The organism is Sporosarcina sp. FSL K6-5500 (genome assembly GCF_038005665.1).
GTDB classification, from domain to species: Bacteria; Bacillota; Bacilli; order Bacillales_A; family Planococcaceae; genus Sporosarcina; species Sporosarcina psychrophila.
Genome location: NZ_JBBOTP010000001.1, coordinates 4,154,049 through 4,171,763 on the forward strand (window position 1 = coordinate 4,154,049; position 17,715 = coordinate 4,171,763).

At 36.2% G+C, this 17,715-nt stretch carries 18 protein-coding genes, 3 pseudogenes and 1 riboswitch; of the genes and pseudogenes, 8 read left to right on the top strand and 13 right to left on the bottom strand.

Annotated elements, in window-relative coordinates:
- Nucleotides 1-51: 51 nt before the first annotated feature.
- From MKX62_RS19805 to MKX62_RS19820, 4 genes and pseudogenes are all read right to left on the bottom strand, one after another.
- Nucleotides 52-684 carry a histidine phosphatase family protein gene (locus tag MKX62_RS19805; protein ID WP_338656586.1) on the bottom strand — a complete coding sequence of 211 codons (633 nt, stop codon included), beginning with the start codon at nucleotides 682-684 and terminating at the stop codon, nucleotides 52-54.
- Nucleotides 685-1,239: 555 nt separating this feature from the next.
- Nucleotides 1,240-2,325 (bottom strand): annotated as a pseudogene (locus tag MKX62_RS19810) (IS3 family transposase).
- Between the two features lie 123 nt (nucleotides 2,326-2,448).
- Nucleotides 2,449-2,790 carry a hypothetical protein gene (locus MKX62_RS19815; protein WP_338656584.1) on the bottom strand — a complete coding sequence of 114 codons (342 nt, stop codon included), beginning with the start codon at nucleotides 2,788-2,790 and terminating at the stop codon, nucleotides 2,449-2,451.
- A gap of 675 nt (nucleotides 2,791-3,465) precedes the next feature.
- On the bottom strand, nucleotides 3,466-4,143 hold the full coding sequence (locus MKX62_RS19820; RefSeq protein WP_340742153.1) for a GNAT family N-acetyltransferase: 678 nt from the start codon (nucleotides 4,141-4,143) through the stop codon (nucleotides 3,466-3,468).
- 384 nt (nucleotides 4,144-4,527) lie between these two features.
- Between MKX62_RS19820 and MKX62_RS19825 the strand changes: the two genes are divergently transcribed.
- Both MKX62_RS19825 and MKX62_RS19830 read left to right on the top strand, forming a co-directional pair.
- On the top strand, nucleotides 4,528-5,082 hold the full coding sequence (locus tag MKX62_RS19825) for a GNAT family N-acetyltransferase (protein WP_338656581.1): 555 nt from the start codon (nucleotides 4,528-4,530) through the stop codon (nucleotides 5,080-5,082).
- Nucleotides 5,083-5,188: 106 nt separating this feature from the next.
- On the top strand, nucleotides 5,189-5,671 hold the full coding sequence (locus MKX62_RS19830) for a GNAT family N-acetyltransferase (RefSeq protein WP_340742154.1): 483 nt from the start codon (nucleotides 5,189-5,191) through the stop codon (nucleotides 5,669-5,671).
- A 244-nt stretch (nucleotides 5,672-5,915) separates the two neighbouring features.
- Here MKX62_RS19830 and MKX62_RS19835 read toward each other — a convergent pair whose 3' ends face one another.
- The 4 genes and pseudogenes from MKX62_RS19835 to MKX62_RS19850 all read right to left on the bottom strand — a co-directional run bounded on the left by MKX62_RS19835 (nucleotide 5,916) and on the right by MKX62_RS19850 (nucleotide 9,049).
- Nucleotides 5,916-6,494: a hypothetical protein gene (locus MKX62_RS19835; RefSeq protein WP_338656579.1), complete on the bottom strand. Its 579-nt coding sequence runs from the start codon at nucleotides 6,492-6,494 to the stop codon at nucleotides 5,916-5,918.
- Between the two features lie 106 nt (nucleotides 6,495-6,600).
- Nucleotides 6,601-7,424, bottom strand: a pseudogene (locus MKX62_RS19840) (methyl-accepting chemotaxis protein).
- Nucleotides 7,425-7,721: 297 nt separating this feature from the next.
- Nucleotides 7,722-8,225, bottom strand: a pseudogene (locus MKX62_RS19845) (hypothetical protein).
- A gap of 383 nt (nucleotides 8,226-8,608) precedes the next feature.
- Nucleotides 8,609-9,049: an NUDIX domain-containing protein gene (locus MKX62_RS19850; protein WP_338656577.1), complete on the bottom strand. Its 441-nt coding sequence runs from the start codon at nucleotides 9,047-9,049 to the stop codon at nucleotides 8,609-8,611.
- A 1,361-nt stretch (nucleotides 9,050-10,410) separates the two neighbouring features.
- Between MKX62_RS19850 and MKX62_RS19855 the strand changes: the two genes are divergently transcribed.
- Together MKX62_RS19855 and ytzI are read left to right on the top strand one after the other, a co-directional pair.
- The gene (locus MKX62_RS19855; RefSeq protein WP_338656575.1) at nucleotides 10,411-11,271 is read left to right on the top strand and encodes a manganese catalase family protein; all 861 of its coding nucleotides are present in this window, start codon (nucleotides 10,411-10,413) and stop codon (nucleotides 11,269-11,271) included.
- Nucleotides 11,272-11,463: 192 nt separating this feature from the next.
- On the top strand, nucleotides 11,464-11,616 hold the full coding sequence (gene ytzI, locus MKX62_RS19860) for a YtzI protein (protein ID WP_338656573.1): 153 nt from the start codon (nucleotides 11,464-11,466) through the stop codon (nucleotides 11,614-11,616).
- Between the two features lie 130 nt (nucleotides 11,617-11,746).
- Here ytzI and MKX62_RS24495 read toward each other — a convergent pair whose 3' ends face one another.
- Together MKX62_RS24495 and MKX62_RS19865 are read right to left on the bottom strand one after the other, a co-directional pair.
- On the bottom strand, nucleotides 11,747-11,902 hold the full coding sequence (locus tag MKX62_RS24495) for a DUF6877 family protein (RefSeq protein ID WP_422397638.1): 156 nt from the start codon (nucleotides 11,900-11,902) through the stop codon (nucleotides 11,747-11,749).
- 376 nt (nucleotides 11,903-12,278) lie between these two features.
- Nucleotides 12,279-12,509 (bottom strand): hypothetical protein, encoded by a 231-nt coding sequence (locus MKX62_RS19865; RefSeq protein WP_338656571.1) that lies wholly within the window; start codon nucleotides 12,507-12,509, stop codon nucleotides 12,279-12,281.
- A gap of 295 nt (nucleotides 12,510-12,804) precedes the next feature.
- Between MKX62_RS19865 and MKX62_RS19870 the strand changes: the two genes are divergently transcribed.
- From MKX62_RS19870 to MKX62_RS19880, 3 genes are all read left to right on the top strand, one after another.
- Nucleotides 12,805-13,203 (top strand): hypothetical protein, encoded by a 399-nt coding sequence (locus MKX62_RS19870; RefSeq protein WP_340742155.1) that lies wholly within the window; start codon nucleotides 12,805-12,807, stop codon nucleotides 13,201-13,203.
- A gap of 213 nt (nucleotides 13,204-13,416) precedes the next feature.
- Nucleotides 13,417-13,502: riboswitch (cyclic di-GMP riboswitch) on the top strand.
- A gap of 30 nt (nucleotides 13,503-13,532) precedes the next feature.
- Nucleotides 13,533-13,901: a response regulator gene (locus tag MKX62_RS19875; protein WP_340742156.1), complete on the top strand. Its 369-nt coding sequence runs from the start codon at nucleotides 13,533-13,535 to the stop codon at nucleotides 13,899-13,901.
- 913 nt (nucleotides 13,902-14,814) lie between these two features.
- On the top strand, nucleotides 14,815-15,294 hold the full coding sequence (locus MKX62_RS19880) for a BclA C-terminal domain-containing protein (protein ID WP_338656566.1): 480 nt from the start codon (nucleotides 14,815-14,817) through the stop codon (nucleotides 15,292-15,294).
- Between the two features lie 169 nt (nucleotides 15,295-15,463).
- On the opposite strand, the gene MKX62_RS19885 is transcribed toward MKX62_RS19880, so the two are convergent.
- The 3 genes from MKX62_RS19885 to MKX62_RS19895 form a co-directional block, all read right to left on the bottom strand.
- Entirely contained in the window at nucleotides 15,464-15,670 is a 207-nt protein-coding gene (locus MKX62_RS19885; protein ID WP_338656564.1) for a hypothetical protein, read from the bottom strand.
- Nucleotides 15,663-15,935 (bottom strand): hypothetical protein, encoded by a 273-nt coding sequence (locus tag MKX62_RS19890; protein ID WP_340742157.1) that lies wholly within the window; start codon nucleotides 15,933-15,935, stop codon nucleotides 15,663-15,665. Before MKX62_RS19890 ends, MKX62_RS19885 begins: the two co-directional genes overlap by 8 nt.
- A gap of 551 nt (nucleotides 15,936-16,486) precedes the next feature.
- Nucleotides 16,487-16,990 (bottom strand): RrF2 family transcriptional regulator, encoded by a 504-nt coding sequence (locus MKX62_RS19895; RefSeq protein WP_067209635.1) that lies wholly within the window; start codon nucleotides 16,988-16,990, stop codon nucleotides 16,487-16,489.
- Nucleotides 16,991-17,201: 211 nt separating this feature from the next.
- Here MKX62_RS19895 and MKX62_RS19900 point away from each other — a divergent pair, with 211 nt between their 5' ends.
- Nucleotides 17,202-17,645: a carboxymuconolactone decarboxylase family protein gene (locus MKX62_RS19900; protein WP_067209638.1), complete on the top strand. Its 444-nt coding sequence runs from the start codon at nucleotides 17,202-17,204 to the stop codon at nucleotides 17,643-17,645.
- Nucleotides 17,646-17,715: the final 70 nt, after the last annotated feature.

Genomic DNA, 17,715 nt, shown 5'->3' on the forward strand with positions numbered 1-17,715 from the left:
AACTCTTTTTTGTTATAAAAATGGAATCCCTTATTGAACTAACATGCTGCGTTAGTTCAATAAAGGAAAATGAGAGGTATCATTAAACTTATTTAAAACATTCTGCTGAAAACTATTTTGACTTAGAACTGTAATACCTCCTACTGATGAAGAAAAGTATGCGTTAACAATCCTTTTAGGTTCAAATTTCATCCACCAAGCTATAATATAACCCAAAGTACCACCATGTGTGACAATCAATAAATTTCCCCCCTTTTCCATTTCATATATCCTATCCATACAACTACAAACACGACTATAAAACTCTCTCCATGTCTCTCCATCTTTAAATTCTTGATAATCTAAATCAAATCCACTATTTTTCCTTGGTATTCTATTTTCTCTTGCCCAATCCTTTGTTTTTCCTGCTGCAATACCAGTATTTATTTCACGAAGTCCTTTATTTTTGATGACTTTTAAGTTTATCTGATTGCCAATTATTTCTGCTGTTTGTGCTGCTCTTAATAAATCAGATGAATAAAAAGCATATTCGTTATTATCTACTATTTCCTCTTTTAATTTGTCCCCTATAAGTTTTGCTTGTTTTCTCCCTAAATCTGTTAAAGGTGTATCTGTCCATCCTCCTGACATGTTATTTATATGGTGTTCTGATTGACAATGCTGTATCAAGATAATGTTTCTCATTCAGACTTCCCTCCCCTAAAAATTAATTTATTTCAAATTATCCTCACTTGTAGAATTATATCAATATTTTAATATCTTATTAAGCTAAACTGCTTCGTTAGTTCAACAAGAAAAAAAGCTAACTAAGACCTCTCGATCTTAAACTAAAGCATCCGTTAGTCTGACCCCCATGATCCCGGTGCATCACAGACTGTCGCATTCTATACGAATAGGACTCACGGGAGATTAGTCCTACTCTGGTTATTGCACCAGCCTGCCTTTATTCTATGAAGAATGGAGTTGGTTACTGACTAACTTTCAACTTAATATAATCATTTTGTAGGCTCAGTCTTTTTTGTTATGCTATTTTATTGATTTTGTTAGTTCTTTAATTTTCATGTGAGTTTAAGAAGAACAGAGACACTTATTAAACAATTGCACACTATTATGGAATAACGAATATAGAAACAAGAATGCTAATTAGCTTTATTTTTCTTCAACTAACAGTCTCTTATTATAACAAAAGCCCCTTTCAGTTGGCGCTGACTGTCGTTTTTGAGACAGTAAGAAAACACCTTATAGTGCAGCCAGTTGACGGTATTTTACCGGCGACTGGCTGTTTAATTTCGTTTGAATACGGATATTGTTATAATAATCAATGTAGTCTTCGACGATTTGGATGACATATGCATTTGTTGTCCGGTGAATTTCGTCGAGATAGAACGTTTCAGACTTTAGTGAGGAGTGAAACGTCTCAATTCGGGAATTATCAGCGGGCGTGCCTTTGCGGGACATGCTCATGGTAATTCCTTTTTCTTTCACTGCGTGTTGATAGGCATACGACGTGTAAACCGAACCTTGATCACTATGCAAGATACAGCCCTCTGGCAAGTCTGGCAACTGCTTGAGTGTATCTAAGACAAATTGTGTATCTTGCGTTTGCCCAATCGTTTCGGCAATGACCTCGCTATTAAACAAATCAATAATACTTGAAAGATATAACATGGATTGACCAAAAGGCAAGTAAGTAATATCTGTGACCAGCTTCTCAAACGGTTTCTCCGATCTAAAATTACGTGCTAATAAATTCGGCGCAATATAAGCTAGCTGTCCAGTACGCTTACGTTTCTTCACTTTCACACGACATTGCCACCCGTATTTTCGCATCACATCTTGGACTGTTTTCTCACAAATTACTTGTTCACTTTGTAAGATGCTTGTCCTTCTTTGTTTCAATTCCACTTTCCTTTTTCCAACGGTAATAGATTGAACGAGGTACACCCAGATGCTTACAAATTTCCGTGATTGGCATAATTTCGCTTAATTCCTCGACAAGCTGCACGACTATTTTGGGAACCACGTCCTCTCCAACTCTGCGTACTTTTTTAAGACCTCAATCTGTTGTTTTAAATAACGATTTTCTACTTGTAATTTAGCTGTCTCCGTTTCGTACTGAGGACCTTTGCCGAAGGCATATTGTTTTCCAACTGGTTGTTCTAGGCGGTGTAATTGACCCTCACGATACAATTTCATCCATGTCTTTAATTGAGAGTGGTTCCGAATAGTTAACGTCGCTAATACCTCTTTCACGGGTATTCCGGCCAAACGCATCTCAATTGCCTTCATTTTCACTTCTACTGGATAGCTCACTCTTGTTCCCATAAAAAAACACCTCCACGTTGTCTAGTTAGGGTATCAATACCCGTTTTTCAACGAAAGGTGTTTTTATTTGTCTCATATTTCTAGGTCAGTGCCGTTTACGGTTGAACTAAAAGGAGCTTTTTATTATTTGTTATTATCATATAAATCTTTATACATAATACCAACAAGAGTAAAAACAAATACAGGGATTAAAAAAAACCTATTATTTGTCAGGCTATTCGCGGAAGTATTATCGAATAGTATACTTACTATTAAAGCAATTATAATAATCACGCTAAAAATAATAAATATCATTTTATTTACCAAAAAATACTCTTTTTTTATTTGAATCACTAAAAATACTATTGTAAAAACAATTAAAACAATACGAGTTATAAATAAAAATTCATATTGAAGAAAAAAAGTTGCAAATAAATATAAAAGAACTATTAAATTAAAAATTATAGGGAAATTAATTTTTTTCATAATAAACTCCTAAAAGTAGATTGATTGGCGTTGTTCAACAACCTGGTCCGATTGTTGAACACAAATTATAAAAAACTCTTCAAGTAACCTGCCCCGTTAGCCATACATGTAGCGCAAAATCAGCGCTACACTACAGAGAATGAAAATGTGTGCAGTACGAGTATAGATTAGGACGGCTGGCGAAGAAGGTCGATGAACTATGATGCCGTAGAGCCCTATCCGTTAGTCTGACTCCAACGACCACGGTGCATAACATAATGTTGCCCCCAATAAGGGTAGCACTTATGGGAGATTAATCCTACTCTGGTTACTGCACCACCCTTGCTATATTTTTTTTGAAGAATCGAGTTGATCCTTGATCTACCTTTCAATTCAATTTTATCTTTTGCAGGGCTCAGTCTTTTTTTAAAAATTTTTTCTGAGCTTTTTATTATGTGCTATTATCAATAATAAGAGTTTTTTATTTTCACGGGAGTTGAATAACAGTCCACTAATACTATTCAGATTTTTAAGCATATATCTTTCAAAAATCATATCCCATTAATAATTAGTACCCTTTTATAGACTGAACGGCTTAGCTATAACTAATGCTTTCTATTTTGAATACGTTTAATAATTCAACTAAATTAAACCTACTCGTTAGCTGAAGAAGGAGTCTTACATTTTACGGTTACTTTAACTTATATGAATGTCTGTTCCATACCGAAGCAATTCTAGCCTCATTGCCAAAGATTGGGATGCAAAGTTATCCCACGATGTGCTATATAAAGCAATTCGTCCTTGTTTTTGCACCTCTGTTGCCCAAACATTTGTAACATCTATACCGTATCCTCGTCCACGGTAATCTTCATGTGTGAATATACTTGCTTCGTCTGCTTTTGTGGTACTCCTTGCACTACAACAAATGGAAACTGGAATATCGTCCTCAACTATTACAAAACAAGGTTGCTTATGCTCAAAATCCTCAAATGTATATGGAAAATAAGGCTTTAAAAGTTCTTTATTTTCATGAGTTACTTGTATTGCTTGTGTATGGGCCTTGTCCCTTACAACAGAAAACACATACGCTGGTCCAATCCATAAATTATTTAATTTACTGTCTATGCTTAAAACATTGATTACTTCTCCTAGATAAGCATCAGGATTTGTACCAATAACCTGTTCTAACTTCCCTACAAGGCTCGCATCCAGCTTATTTGAATACCTTACTACACTCCCCAGGTTGGTGCCGCCAATGAAAATTCTTGTTGCAACATCGTATGGTGGTTCATTCACGACTGTTACTCGATTTTCAGTATCGTGTTTAAATAACACGTTTACATAATTTTCCATCAATTCTAAGTCAGATAACATAAACATTCCTCCATAATTTAAACCTATCAATCTAGGCGTTGTTTTTGTATTTTGATGTACTGACCTGTCCGTTAGTTGAATACAAAAAACTAACAATAGACCTTAATAAAGCCTATTGTTTCAATGCAAATACAAAATACCCTCTCTTTCTATACAATAATAGCTTATTTGACTACGCCCAATGAAATGTACCCTCCTTGACATAGTTATTACCACTTCATACCTTCTGGTTGATCAAAGATAGAAAACCAGATTTTCCGGAATTGATAATGTTATACTAGTTATATAAATTTGACTGATTTTCAATAAGATCAACCTTTCGCAAACGGACCAGATTGATTGTTAGATAGAGTTTTAAATATCAATATTTTTGGGGGGATAAGATTGTTAAAGATTTCATTAGTGCCACATAATAAAATCTATGCAAAATCAATGTCTGCACTATCATCGGCACCTCAAGTAAAAGATGCATTAGGACTTACCAATGACCAAACTTCACTTGGAGGTACTATTGATTTTATCAAGTTTATTCTGGTGCAAGAAAGACTAGGTAAGCAATATTCAAGAGTCATTCTTGATGAAACCGAAAATTTAATTGGCGTAATTACACTAAAAGACATTGATAGCATCACTAAAACTTGTCATATTGGTACTTGGATAGGGCATCAATATTGGGGAAAAGGTTATAACGCATTAGCTAAATCAGAAATTCTATATATTGCCTTTACAATATTGAATTTAGAACATGTATTTGCAGGAGCGAAGTTATCAAATGTCCGTTCTCAAAAGGCCCAAGAGAATCTTCCTTATATAAGAATTGGTGTACAATCAGAGTTTCTAGAGGAACATAGTAAGTTAGAATCGCAAGTGAATTCACCATGCATTTTGAATGTAATAGAGAGAGAAATGTTTTTGAAATGGCATCCAGACAACAAATAATTACTCTTCCACAATCGGGCCAGATAATTAAGTAAGGATTAAGATATTTATTGACTATACAATTTGTTAATTAATATGCACACAAAATAATAATTTGGGGGTAAATATGGACTTAGAATTATTAAAATTTCAAGAAGATGATTTTGATAGTTATTATAGTCTTGTTTCGAACGAGAGTGTAATGGCGCAAATAACAGAGCGGGCTATCCCTTATGACGAAGCCAAAGTAGATTTTCAAAAGTTGTTAAAACGCAATGAAAAATATGAAAAATACGGATCGTATAAAGTCTATGATTGTTTCGATGAGACCTTTGTTGGACTTGGGCATTTGACACTAAATGAAAAACAAATTAGTGAAGCAGAAATTGGATATATGTTGCTACCAGAATACTGGGGGAAAGGTTATGGGACAGAGACGGCCAAAAAAATAATTGAAATTGCAAATCAATTAGAAATTATGGTGTTAAAAGCTATTATTGATCCAGAGAATCTCCCTTCTAAAAAGATATTGAGTAACCTGGGTTTTGAATCCCAAGAGTTTTGTGTAATAGACGGTTTATCAGGGGAAGTCCTAAGTAAAAAAATATAAATCACTTTACCAATCCATTGTTCCATTAACGGGTGCGATTATGGAAGATCATAAGCCTAATTCCTCTTTCAAGATACGATGGGATGAAATGTATGCAGAGCGGGTATAGATTAGGACGGCAGGCGAAGAAAATCGATGAACTATGGTGCCATAGAAGCCAATCCGTTAGTCAGACTCCAACGTCCACGGTGCATCACAGACTATCGCTCCCTTATGGGAAGCACTCATGGGAGATTAATATTTGTTAAAAATGCCAAGCATGACCTAATTCATGTGCAAGTCTTCTAGCACTCTCTATGCTATTATCATAATTTAATGAAATCCGCGATTCGCCTTCTGGAGTAAACGGAGCACAAAACCCACCCGAAGATTTTGTTTTACGTTGTTCTGCATCTACCCATCCCTTTGTAATTAATTCTTTTACAAATTCACACATACTGCTATCAATATTTACAAGAGACTTTGTTATTCCATCGCTCGCTTGTGAGAAAATAATCTGAAGAGAACCTTCTTGAGATGAAGTCATCAACTCATGCCAAGAAATATTCTTTTTCCCTACTTCTTCTGCTTTAATTCTTAAATAGCCAGAAAGGTCATGTATATTGGAATCTATTGTATCCCACATAGCATTAAGTGTTGGTTTGGATATGCCATTCAATTGTAATGATTCATCAAGGTAATCTACTTTTCTTATCGTGTTTTCATTAAGTCTTAGCCCAACCATTTGATTATAAATAGAAGCAAAAATATTTGCTTCTATTTCAAGGGTTTTGTTTAGTTCTCTGAATACATTGTGCCTTTTATATCGTTCCGTCTTAGACAAGGATATTCACTCCCCTTCGCTATTTTTGAGCAAAGAAAAAGAACGCCCAGTGGAACGTTCTGACTTGTTGCATATAATTAATTTACAAATAAAATACGCTAGTTTACTACTTAGTAATACCTTCAAATTCCTTCATTGTCTCATTAATTTTAGATTGAGTTGAAATAACCGCCCTTTGCGAATTCTCCGTTACTTCACTGACCTTCATTACTTCTTTTGTAATGTTGTCTACGTTGGCATTCACTTTTTTATCGCACCTTCGACATCACCAGCCAATTTTCGAACCTCTGTTGCCACCACATTAAAACCGAGTCCATGTTTCCCTGCTCGAGCCGCTTCAATAGCTGCATTCAATGCCAAAATATTAGTTTGCGAAGAAATGTTTCGTATTGATTTAGAAACTTCACTTATTAAATTGGTTTGTTCCTTCAAAGATTGAAATGCTTTTATGTTCTCCGTAGAGTTATCAGTAACCATTTCCCCTAAGTCCTCAGACAACTTTTTTAATTGAGAAACTATTTCTATCGTTTTATTTTCGCGTTCTGTAATATTTGTTGCGATTTTAAGTACAGCATTTACTTCACCTTTATCGTTTAGAACGGGAATATAAGTAGCTTCTAGGCAAAGTAAATCCTTTGCTTTACTAACCCTATGAATCTTCTCTTGAAACTTTTTACCTTTCCTTAGATTATCCCATAGCTCAGCATATTCCTTACTATTCCAGAATTCTAAGGTGCAAAATTGTTCATGTGACATATTCTTCATTACGTCGACACTATACCCCAAAGTCTGTGCAAAGTTCTGATTTGCCCAAATAACCTTCCCATCCAAATTGAATTCTATCATAGCTAAATTAGATTCTAGTGAAGCTAAAACCGCTCTTTCATTCAATACTTGGGTACTAATATTAATATTTGTAGCAATGTTCATGTTCATGTGCCTACTTCCTTTATAATAGATTTCCTATTCTTAAAAACATAATAGAAAAGAGTGGAATTACAGATTTTATTTCCCATAATAATTCCTCTACACTATACTACTACAAAGGAGGACGAAAGACCTTTTTATCACCATCAAGTATTACAGTGCCAAATTACCTAACCCATCACCTCCACCATCATCGACTCAACACAGCATCGGTTTACAAATGTAAAAAACGCCCGAATGGACGTTTTCACATTAATAATTATTCAATTTCACTACTTTGCAGTTTGTTCCTGCTGCGCGTTACGCATTTACACTTTCGGCTTTGCGACCCTGTCTTGCATGTAATCTTTTCATCGCAAATCTTGCTATTGGCTGTGCAACCAACAGTTCAATCCAAAATGCTATACCAAAGTTTCTTGGTCAAATGTGAAAGAAATTTTTAAATGGTTCTAGGCTTATTTGTTTCGTACCAACCCAAGTTCCGATAATCGATAGAATAATAGATAATACCGTAACATTCAATAAAGTATTCAATAGAATTCTGGCATTAAACCCATCTGATTGTCCCACGAATTTTGGTATCAGCTTACCAACAATCGGTCCCGCAATCAATCGTACTGATAAAATTACGATTATCCACATAAACGGAATAATCTTTAATGTATCTAGATATACCTCTTTACTGAAGCCACGTTCCAACCCTGTAATAATAGGGGCGATTGTGTTTACTGAAATAATTGAAATGATTAATAAAAATAATATACCTTCTCTTCCGTTTCTAGGTAGTCTTGTTTCTCCATGCATGTTTGTCATCTCCGCGAATAATATTTCAGATGGCAGACGTATCATGAGACATATATTTTTGGTTAATGAGAAAGCCAATATCTCTACACACTGATTTACTAATCATAGCATTTTCTTCAAATGAATGTCACCTCTCCGTCAGCCATTCCACACTCCTTATTTTTGGATAACCAGACTAATCGCATTGCTATCCTAGCCTTATACCTTCTCTATCTTTCGGCTTTCGTTTCGCGTATGCAGCATGCCGTCAACGGTAGATTTGTTTTCTTTTCCCTTAATTAATAGAAAACCACCAAACGCATTGTTTGCCAGTTTTCTTTTGGGAAAGTAAAAGAACGCCCGGTTGGACGTTCTCCATTTGTACTTATTCTTAGCGCTGAACCTTAACGTATAAACGCCAAATCTCTCTCAGCCAAAGCATCTTTCAGCCAGCAAGGATGCATTTTCAACAAATCTGATGGCAAATCTTGTTGTTCGAAATATTGAATATCGAGTGATTCCGAAGAATTGCATCGAAGTTCTCCGCTTATAATTTCAGCTAAAAAACAGGTTGTTATAAAATGAACTATTTTTCCTTTAGGGTATGAAAACACCTGTGAATCTGGATCAGAGTAAACACCGATTAACTTAGTAATTCGTATATCTAAATTCGTTTCTTCCTTCATTTCCCTAATAGCTGCTTCGGATACTGTCTCCCCGATCTCTACATGTCCTGATGGGATCCCCCATAGCCCTACATCAGCTCTTTTCTGCAATAATACTCGATTATCTTCATCTAAAATAATAATAGCGACTCCTGCTTTAAGTTCGTTAATTTCCTTCATTTCAATTATCCCCTTAAGTAATAAAATAAGGCTGATTGAGAAAGTTTCAACGCATCATATGCAAAAAATTTCCTCCTCGAACCTTTTATGTCAATAGGCACCTTATGCAACTTGAAAAGGTATGATCCTTGGTTTCAGACTTTTATTAGCAGAACCCTAATTACAGTTCTCCAATTTATTGATTTGACGGACTATAAATCATGATACCTATAGTACTATTTAAATTCAAGAGATACTCCAAGAATTCATTCAACGCCAATCAAAATCTCGCGAACACACGTAATTGCATTGTTAGCCATGAACCTCAGCTCCTCGATTCGCTGCTTGTCGCTGAATCTGGGCGCTAATAATAATGCGGGGTTTGAATCGGATGGTTGCTAAGCAGTTGGGTTGGGTTGGGTTGGGTTGTAACTTCGGAAATTGTTTAGTTGGCCATTGTTGCATCGAGATTACTGGTCAGGTTCAATCGGTGTATGCAGCAAGCAAGCCCACGAAAACACTTGACTGAACGTAAGAAAAGCACCCAGCAAGATGCTAAATAAACTCATAACTTTTACCTCTTGGATACATGAAAACGTTGTACCATAGCAAAATTATATCCTTTTATATAGGAATTCCCCATTATATCTTGATGAATGTGTTTATCTTGTATCATTTGAGTAACTTTTATCGACGCATCTTCTAGACTACTCGCAGATAAGTTCATAATGAAAGTTTCATTATCATTAAAATGAAGTGTTATCTGAAATTCAAGCATTTTCTCACCTCCCGCAACCGATGTTATCAGAAATATAGGTAAACTAAAAGTTAACACTCGTATGTAATTGGACTGTTGCATAGTTCTACATACAAATTATCGCACTCCCGACTTGCCTTTAAGTTTATCTTCTTTATTCTCTAAGAACAATATCTCGACGTATTTGGCATTTCTGACATTTGCATCACGATGGAGCCTTTCAGGTGTCGGATGGGACGTGCTTATCCAAGAGTACTTCTTCACCTCAAGAATCCAACGAAGAACTTCTATCCCTCTCACATTTCCAACTACGTGGATACGCTCTTGAATTATCCTTAACTTCGTTCCTATCTAATGACTTGTTGGAGATGCTTACTCCTTCGAAAAACATCTCTAATCCTTTCAGTTTGATTGATTCCCATCGACTTTTCCTACTTTGGTGCCCCATTAGCTGTTTTCGGGCAAAATAAGTGCAAAGACTAAAATCCAATAATAAAACTAAAAACAACCGTTAAGTTGAATCAGTGTCCTCATTTTTTCCGATAGACGATTATTTTGATTGTGAATAAAATTTTCATTTTGCTTGATACTACGTTAGTAAAAATATATAAATGAGGTGCTAAATGTGTATTACTACAAAGAAGAATTGATCAATCCCGTCACTCCTCCCGATAAACCCGACCCTGAAGCTGCAAAAGTAATGCAAGAAATTCTAGGTGGGCATTTTGGAGAAATGCGTACCATGATGCAGTACTTTTTCCAAAGCTCCAATTTCAGAGGTAAGGAAACACAATATCGCGACTTACTTCGTGGTGTGTTTTTGGAAGAAATCGCTCATGTTGAACTTGTCCAGAATACAATCAATCAATTGTTAAATGATTCAGGTGAATCTGCTGTACCAGGTAATGCTGGCGTCGATCAAGCACCTCTCGATGATGCCGTTAGACACGCAAATCCTCATCACTACATTATTGGTGCTCAAGCCTCTCTCCCTGTAGATGCTACTGGGAATCCTTGGAACGGTTCTTGGGTTTATAGCCATGGCAATTTGATTAGTGATATGCTCGATAACCTGGTGTTAGAATCAACCGGTGTCTTGCAAAAAACTCGAATTTACGAAATGAGTTCTAACAAAACATTTCGCGAGACATTAGCTTTCCTAATCGTGAGAGATAACGCACATCAGAATGCGTTTGCAAAAGCATTGGAAACGCTCGGCGTTGATTGGGGCAAGCTGTTCCCTGTCCCGAATTACGATATAAATAAATATCCTGAATGCAGAAAATATGTGGAGTTAGGGTATCATAATGCCCAGTTCAATTTCAGATTAGACCCAACTAGAATCGGGGAAATTTTCCAAGGACAGTCCCCTAGCAGAAATAATGGCGAACTTAAAGTTACTCCTCCACCTGCTGGATTCCCGGTTCCTTTACTGCCTGACATGCCAAATGAACATAGTCCAGGTATTCAAGACATGAATAACTAAATTCTTTCAGTCCCTATATAAGGGACTGTTTTTTTATCTCTTCGTGTAACTAACCTCATTAAATAGAACCTCACAGAACTCAGATTTATAGGATTGTTTCCAAACTGTCACCGATCCATAACTGACTAACCTATAATTAAGCAGATTTCGTAGTAAACTTACATTAGATAAAGTCAGAATGGAGACTATCAAATGACAGTTACAACATGGATTTGGATATGGATTTGTATTATTATCTTTGTTTTAGAACTCATTTTCATCTATTTCGTCGTCCATAAAAGTTATCGATATAAACATACGATTGATCCGATTGATGATCATATAGAAGAAATGAATAGAGAGTGAATCGATATAGATTAATGAATTATTTCTATGAAAATTAATTTATACATATAGAGCGGACCGGCATATGACAGTAAAAGTCCTTTCTATCATTTTGACAGCGCATCAAAAATAGTAAGTTGCTGCACCACGGTTAACACTCCCTCACAGAATGTTTGGTGCTGACGAATATACGGATCGTCCTATCGCTAGCACTCCACATCCAATCCCTGGTGCGTCGTTCAATATCTTTCAGCACCTCTAACAGTAACCGGGTTAAAAGTTTGATTATTTCTTCGTATGCGGTCATTCAGTTATCTACTTCGCTTTTTGGTCAGACTATGCGTTCCCACTTATTGCACTAGCTTGTAAATTTGAAATAAACTCCTAAAAAAAACACTTTTAGTTACAGTAACCATGGTACAATCATTCTAAAGGAGGGATATCCTTGAGATACATTCTAAGTGTTATTATTTCGATTCTTGTAATAGTTTTACTGCTTAAGCTAATAGGCGTACTGTAAACAGTCACATTATCTTTAAACTAAAAGTCAGTGGTTTTTTTCCAGGTTCTGCTTCTATATCGCTTAGGTGCCTGGGGGAAGAAATTGATTTCGTTATGATAATATCTAGTCCTCTTCTTAATTTACTGCATATAATGGGTCTCCCATTTCCTCGTACTGTGCGTTAAAGTAACGAACTGTCAGCCTGCAAAAAGCCATTTGTGGTGCTTTCAAATTCCTGTAATAAATCCCTATCTGTGTGATCCTGCGTATTAGGCGCATTCATGAATTTCATAAATGCATATTCTTTAGTCCGTAGATTCAGTTCGGCCTCGTTTAAAATTTCATCCACACTTTCCGCTACAATGACTTCGATATACATTTCTGTTGCCTTTTTATAAGGAGTTGTCTTCAAGTCGTTTTCCTCCACGTTTACCGTACCAAGCCTTAATGTTCGTTTTTATTACATTCGCAATAAAATTGTTTAATAAGTTTCCATCACATCTGCTACATATTTTGGTCGAACTGCGTACTACATTTTGATGGCTTTCACTGCATTTTCACTTTGCAAAAAAGCAAGAATCCTCAAGGAACATTGAATGTAATAAGCTAATAAAAAGCATAAAGAATATTAAGGTATAGCCAGTCATACATTTAATCAATGTTGTTGTTTGTAATAGATATCAAAGTATTACAGAGGGAGAATAGCTATGAGCGTTGAGTTTGTTTTAATGGCACCAACAGCTCTTCAAGTGTTTAAGGCAGGAGAGTCCAATCCAAAAAAAGTAAAGCGGATTGTTTATGGGCAAGCTACATCTGACGCAAATGGTATAGCCACACTTTATTTCACAGAAAACGGATTATCTAATGGTATTCCATTATTAACAACTATTGACTATGCTGTATCAAGCGTATATTCTACAAATCCTTCGATAAATGCAAGACCGAGAGTACAAATGCGAGAAAAGAATGTTGCTGCAAAATTCGTCTCTGCTAATGTCACAAATAATAGTAGTATAGTAGTACTAGGAATTAATGTATTAGGTTCAGAAAATCCAGTGAGTGGAATTCTTGTAGATTTTATGATTTTAGGTAGCTTTGATAGGTAAGAGAAAGCGACAATAATTTTGAAAAACGTGGATTAACAATGGTTGTTCGAAATTTCCGGGCATAAATCTCAAGATGACTGTGATAAAGACTGCTGATTATTTTTAATCAGTGTTCTTTTCTTTTCGGACAGCACATGTTAATAACCCACCTATTTGCCTACTACTCCTTTGTATTAGACTCTTTCATAAGATTGTTCTATCAAAGTATGTTAGTTTGTATATAGGCAAACTTATCGAAAGGTAAGGACGCAAAGCCAAGGGCCTAATACAACTATTTGTAATGGTAGCCGGTTACCAAGTGTATTGCTTTCTATCACTTGTTAAAAAGGATGAGGATCGTTTTCAATAAATCAGTAATGCTCGTAGATGATTCAAAATTCATGAGAAATCTATTAAGAAAGATTATCGTAAGTAACGGTTATTATGTCGTAGCTGAAGCTGGGAGTGGAGAAGATGCTGTGCCTCTTTATAAATCACACTTCCCGCATATCGTTTTATTGGATATCACTTTACCAAATATGAACGGTATCGCTACGCTAAAAGAAATTAAGAAAATAAACCCCAATGCTCGTGTTGTTATGTGCTCAGCCTTAGGGACTCAAGATTTAATAATTGAGGCTTTAGAAAATGGAGCCGCAGATTTTATCGTGAAGCCTTTTTTTGATGGACTTATTACCCAATTAAATAAAATCTATTGAAAAACATAGTACACTAACATAAAAGACCAAGAAATTACGGTCTTTTTTTCATCTTAAATGTACAATTCGTGTTTACTCCATCATTTCGCCCGCCCATGCATCCAACCAATTTAATAAAATCCTAACGCGATTAACAAAGTCAAAATAATGAATATCCATCCTTCAAACGAGGTCATTACTGTCGCCATAACTTCCAAGCCTCTTGCCTTTTCTCATACAACTCCCGCTGCAACAATGGCTCGTACACCACAACCTTGTAACGGGATGGCCACTCATTTAAAAACCTCGAAGTCAAATTAGCGAAAGCCTACAGTGACACATTCACTTTTCAAATTGGTGGAATATTTGGAGATTTTTTTCATTTAAACCCCTCATAAGCCTTGAGGCATAAGCATTGTTGCTACTATGAATTATTTCGTGCTAGACTAATCAGCCGTTTCGTACGTACGTTCTACAGGTGTGAAAATATGATAGTTTCAGCATCCAGGTACTAATCGACTATGCCACGCCGTTAAAGTAAAGTCCTAGGAAATCTTTTGAATTCGTGTGGTTGGGGGACATTCAGGGGGACACATTAAATGCGGACAGGCGCACGACTTATAACATAATAACAGCCACCTTCTCAATCGAGTTGGTGGCTGTTTTTATACTCACTTTTCATTTCCCAGCTTTTCAAACAAGTGGTTGACTTTATCACACATTTCTTCAGTTTCACCAGGATCAATCTCTTGTCTATTTCTTTTTTAGTAATCAACAAGGAGTTTGCCCTTCATTTCCTCTTTTGCAAGAATAGGATACTACAGATGGAGGTGAAAGAATGAATTTTAATAACCACTTCTCTAATCGTAAATGTAGTAAATGTCACATCAGTCCATGTTCTTGCAAAAATATATGTAGAGTACCAAGAGTGTTCATGGGGCCAATCAGGGCTATCGGGCAGGCTGGCTCCACTAGTACTATCGGAGCCACATGCGGGTTATGCGAATACGGGTATATTTACAATCTAACTCCTCAAACGGTACCTATAGAAGCTGATGTCTTGTTTGATTCAAATGGATTAATGACACCTGGAATTGTGCATACCCTTGGAACCTCTCAAATTATGATTAACGTTCCGGGAGACTACGAGGTTACTTTCTCTGTATCAGGTACGGAACCTAACCAATTTGCACTGTTTTTAAATGGATCGCTGGTTCCCGGAACAGTCTATGGTTCAGGTGCTGGCACTCAGCAAAACAACGGGCAGGCTATTATTGCCATAGTAGCCAACGATGTTCTTACCCTTCGAAATCATTCTTCTGCTGCAGCAGTTGGTCTTGCGTCTGTGATAGGTGGTACACAAGCTAATGTAAATGCTTCTATTGTCATTAAGATGTTGAATCCCAATGCTTAGGTAGAAATTATTCGGTATAAAACATCTTGGTTTCACTGGATTTTAATACAGGCTTCAACAATCACCTGATGCAAAACTTCTAAAAATAGAGGTGAAAAGTCGGAAGTAATTACTATCCATAGAAGAAACTCAAAAACAAATCGACCTTTCCCTATTCGGATTGGTCGTTTTAATTTACCGGTTCAATTAAACAAGTCGATGCCTCCATAAATAAACAAATGATTCTAATTTGCGCACCGACAAACTTCAACAAGTTCGCTGCACTACAAATGAATGCAATATTCAATAAATTCCTATCCGGTATTATCCCAGATACCAGATTGAAAAGGCGACCTTCTTTCGTCGAGAGGTCGCCTTTACCCTGTTTATTATTCAACACATTCCACTCCGATTATGTCCTCCACCGGCATACGGTCCCTACCGAATGGACTATCGACCGTAATCCACATCGCCTCAACATTTATTTCTTTTATGACAACCATGTAAAAAATGACTTTCCCTTTATCCCACAACTTTACGTGTACTTTGCATTCCCTTTTTTGCGCAACTTCTATTTCCATGCCAGCTGTGGACGGAAAATTTAAAGTTTCCAGTATTTCCGCTTGTATATCCTTGACTGTTTGTTCTGGATCACCCCACAACTTTTCAGTTCCAGTTAGATCAATAAATCATTCATCGTTTCTGTTGTCAAGTAATTGTTTACTATTTGTCTTCTAAACCTTGGATTTTGTGTCACTTAGAAGTAAATTTCGGTCAACAGCGTCATGTAAACCTGCATTTTTCTGTAATTTAAAAGAATCCATTTTGAAAAATTTAATCAAAATAGATTCTTTTTATTAAAGCCTGAGTTTACATAAAAATTTTTTAATTAGAAACTTAAACATCTATTAAATATACTAAAAAAGATTTAGGGCATCTTGGGATAAGTCTGTTCAAAATCCCTTTTTTACAAGCCGCTAAATGGAAACTGAAGGTTTTGAAAGAAGAAAAACAGTAAAGACTTTAAAGGGGTTCGAAAACAATGGATTTGGATTAACCGGTTGTTTGATTGGTCAAGTATGAATAATTCAGGATGAAGATAGTTTTTCAATCCTACTTATTCAGCGTGTTGTATCCAAACGATTTCACATTGAATTTGCTCCCGACTTCCCCATAATAAGTGAACCAGAAACTTCCCCATTTAAATTAACCATTAAACATTGTTGCTATTAGCAAAATATTCACGAGTATCTTTGCGCGATTGTGGGGTTAATACGCGATCAAGCTCTTCATTCAACCAAGTAAGTGACTTGTTACGAAGAATATTGCGCATACTATCTTCTGCTTCGAGCATAACTAAGTTAATCACACAGGGAGAAGCTAGAGCGCATGCTGCATAGTCTTCATCCCGGCATAGGTAGCTATTATTTTTAATATTTTTACATTGAAAAATGGGGGAAGCACCTTCAACAGCTTCAATTACATCCCAAAAAGAAATTTCCGCAGGAGACTTGGCCAGTTTATAGCCTCCTTTTACACCTGGAACAGAACTTACGATACCCGCTTTTGTTAATTTACTAAAAATCTTCGAAAGATAGGTCTCTGAAACGCCTTGAAAAGCGGAAAGTTCTTTAATCCCAATTGTATCATTAGGAGGAATATCAATTAAATATACCAAGCAATGCAATCCATATTCAACACCAATACTATACTGCATGCAAACACCTGCTTTCTACATATAAAGATTGCTACTAACCATCTTAGGTGGATTTAAAACCCTTGTCAAATATGGAAATTTTCAGCTATTATTTTTTATTGACAGCCATAAACTAAAGAGTTATATTGTGGTCATAACCTATCGTCGATTGATGTTATCGGCGATAGGTTGTAGAGGCAAGGACAAATTTAGATTCACGGAGGAGATTACTATGAAGGTTAGATTAAATCATATCAGTGCAAGCCCAGGTGCTTTGCAGGCAATGATGAAACTGGAAGGGTTTATTAAGACAAGTGGATTGGATGCTAAGCTATATGAATTCATTAAGATCAGAGCATCACAAATTAACGGGTGTGCTTATTGTATGGACATGCATACACGGGATTCAAGGAAAATGGGCGAGACGGAGCAGCGGATTTATTTACTTAACGCGTGGCGTGAAGTACCCTTTTATTCCGACAAAGAAAGAGTGGTGCTTGAGCTTACGGAAGCTGTAACCCGTATTTCAGAGCAAGGTGTGTCGCAGGATTTGTATGAAAGAGTTCGGGCACATGTGGATGAGGCAGAATATGTGGCAATCATTATGGCGATTAATACCATTAATGCATGGAATCGAATCGCCATCTCCACGGGGATGTTCCCTGAAAAGGAGTAAAGAGAAGCTTACTGAGAATAGTGAAATTTAATAAGAATAACTTTAGGATAGCTCTTACAATTGTATGTCC

Coding starts and splice junctions, on each gene's coding strand:
- MKX62_RS19850 (WP_338656577.1), bottom strand. CDS start 9,049: ATGAAGGAAATTAACGAACTTAAAGCAGGAGTCGCTATTATTATTTTA.
- MKX62_RS19900 (WP_067209638.1), top strand. CDS start 17,202: ATGAAGGTTAGATTAAATCATATCAGTGCAAGCCCAGGTGCTTTGCAG.
- ytzI (WP_338656573.1), top strand. CDS start 11,464: ATGACAGTTACAACATGGATTTGGATATGGATTTGTATTATTATCTTT.
- MKX62_RS19820 (WP_340742153.1), bottom strand. CDS start 4,143: ATGTTATCTGACTTAGAATTGATGGAAAATTATGTAAACGTGTTATTT.
- MKX62_RS24495 (WP_422397638.1), bottom strand. CDS start 11,902: ATGACCGCATACGAAGAAATAATCAAACTTTTAACCCGGTTACTGTTA.
- MKX62_RS19805 (WP_338656586.1), bottom strand. CDS start 684: ATGAGAAACATTATCTTGATACAGCATTGTCAATCAGAACACCATATA.
- MKX62_RS19880 (WP_338656566.1), top strand. CDS start 14,815: ATGGGGCCAATCAGGGCTATCGGGCAGGCTGGCTCCACTAGTACTATC.
- MKX62_RS19870 (WP_340742155.1), top strand. CDS start 12,805: ATGAGCGTTGAGTTTGTTTTAATGGCACCAACAGCTCTTCAAGTGTTT.
- MKX62_RS19830 (WP_340742154.1), top strand. CDS start 5,189: ATGGACTTAGAATTATTAAAATTTCAAGAAGATGATTTTGATAGTTAT.
- MKX62_RS19815 (WP_338656584.1), bottom strand. CDS start 2,790: ATGAAAAAAATTAATTTCCCTATAATTTTTAATTTAATAGTTCTTTTA.
- MKX62_RS19895 (WP_067209635.1), bottom strand. CDS start 16,990: ATGCAGTATAGTATTGGTGTTGAATATGGATTGCATTGCTTGGTATAT.
- MKX62_RS19875 (WP_340742156.1), top strand. CDS start 13,533: ATGAGGATCGTTTTCAATAAATCAGTAATGCTCGTAGATGATTCAAAA.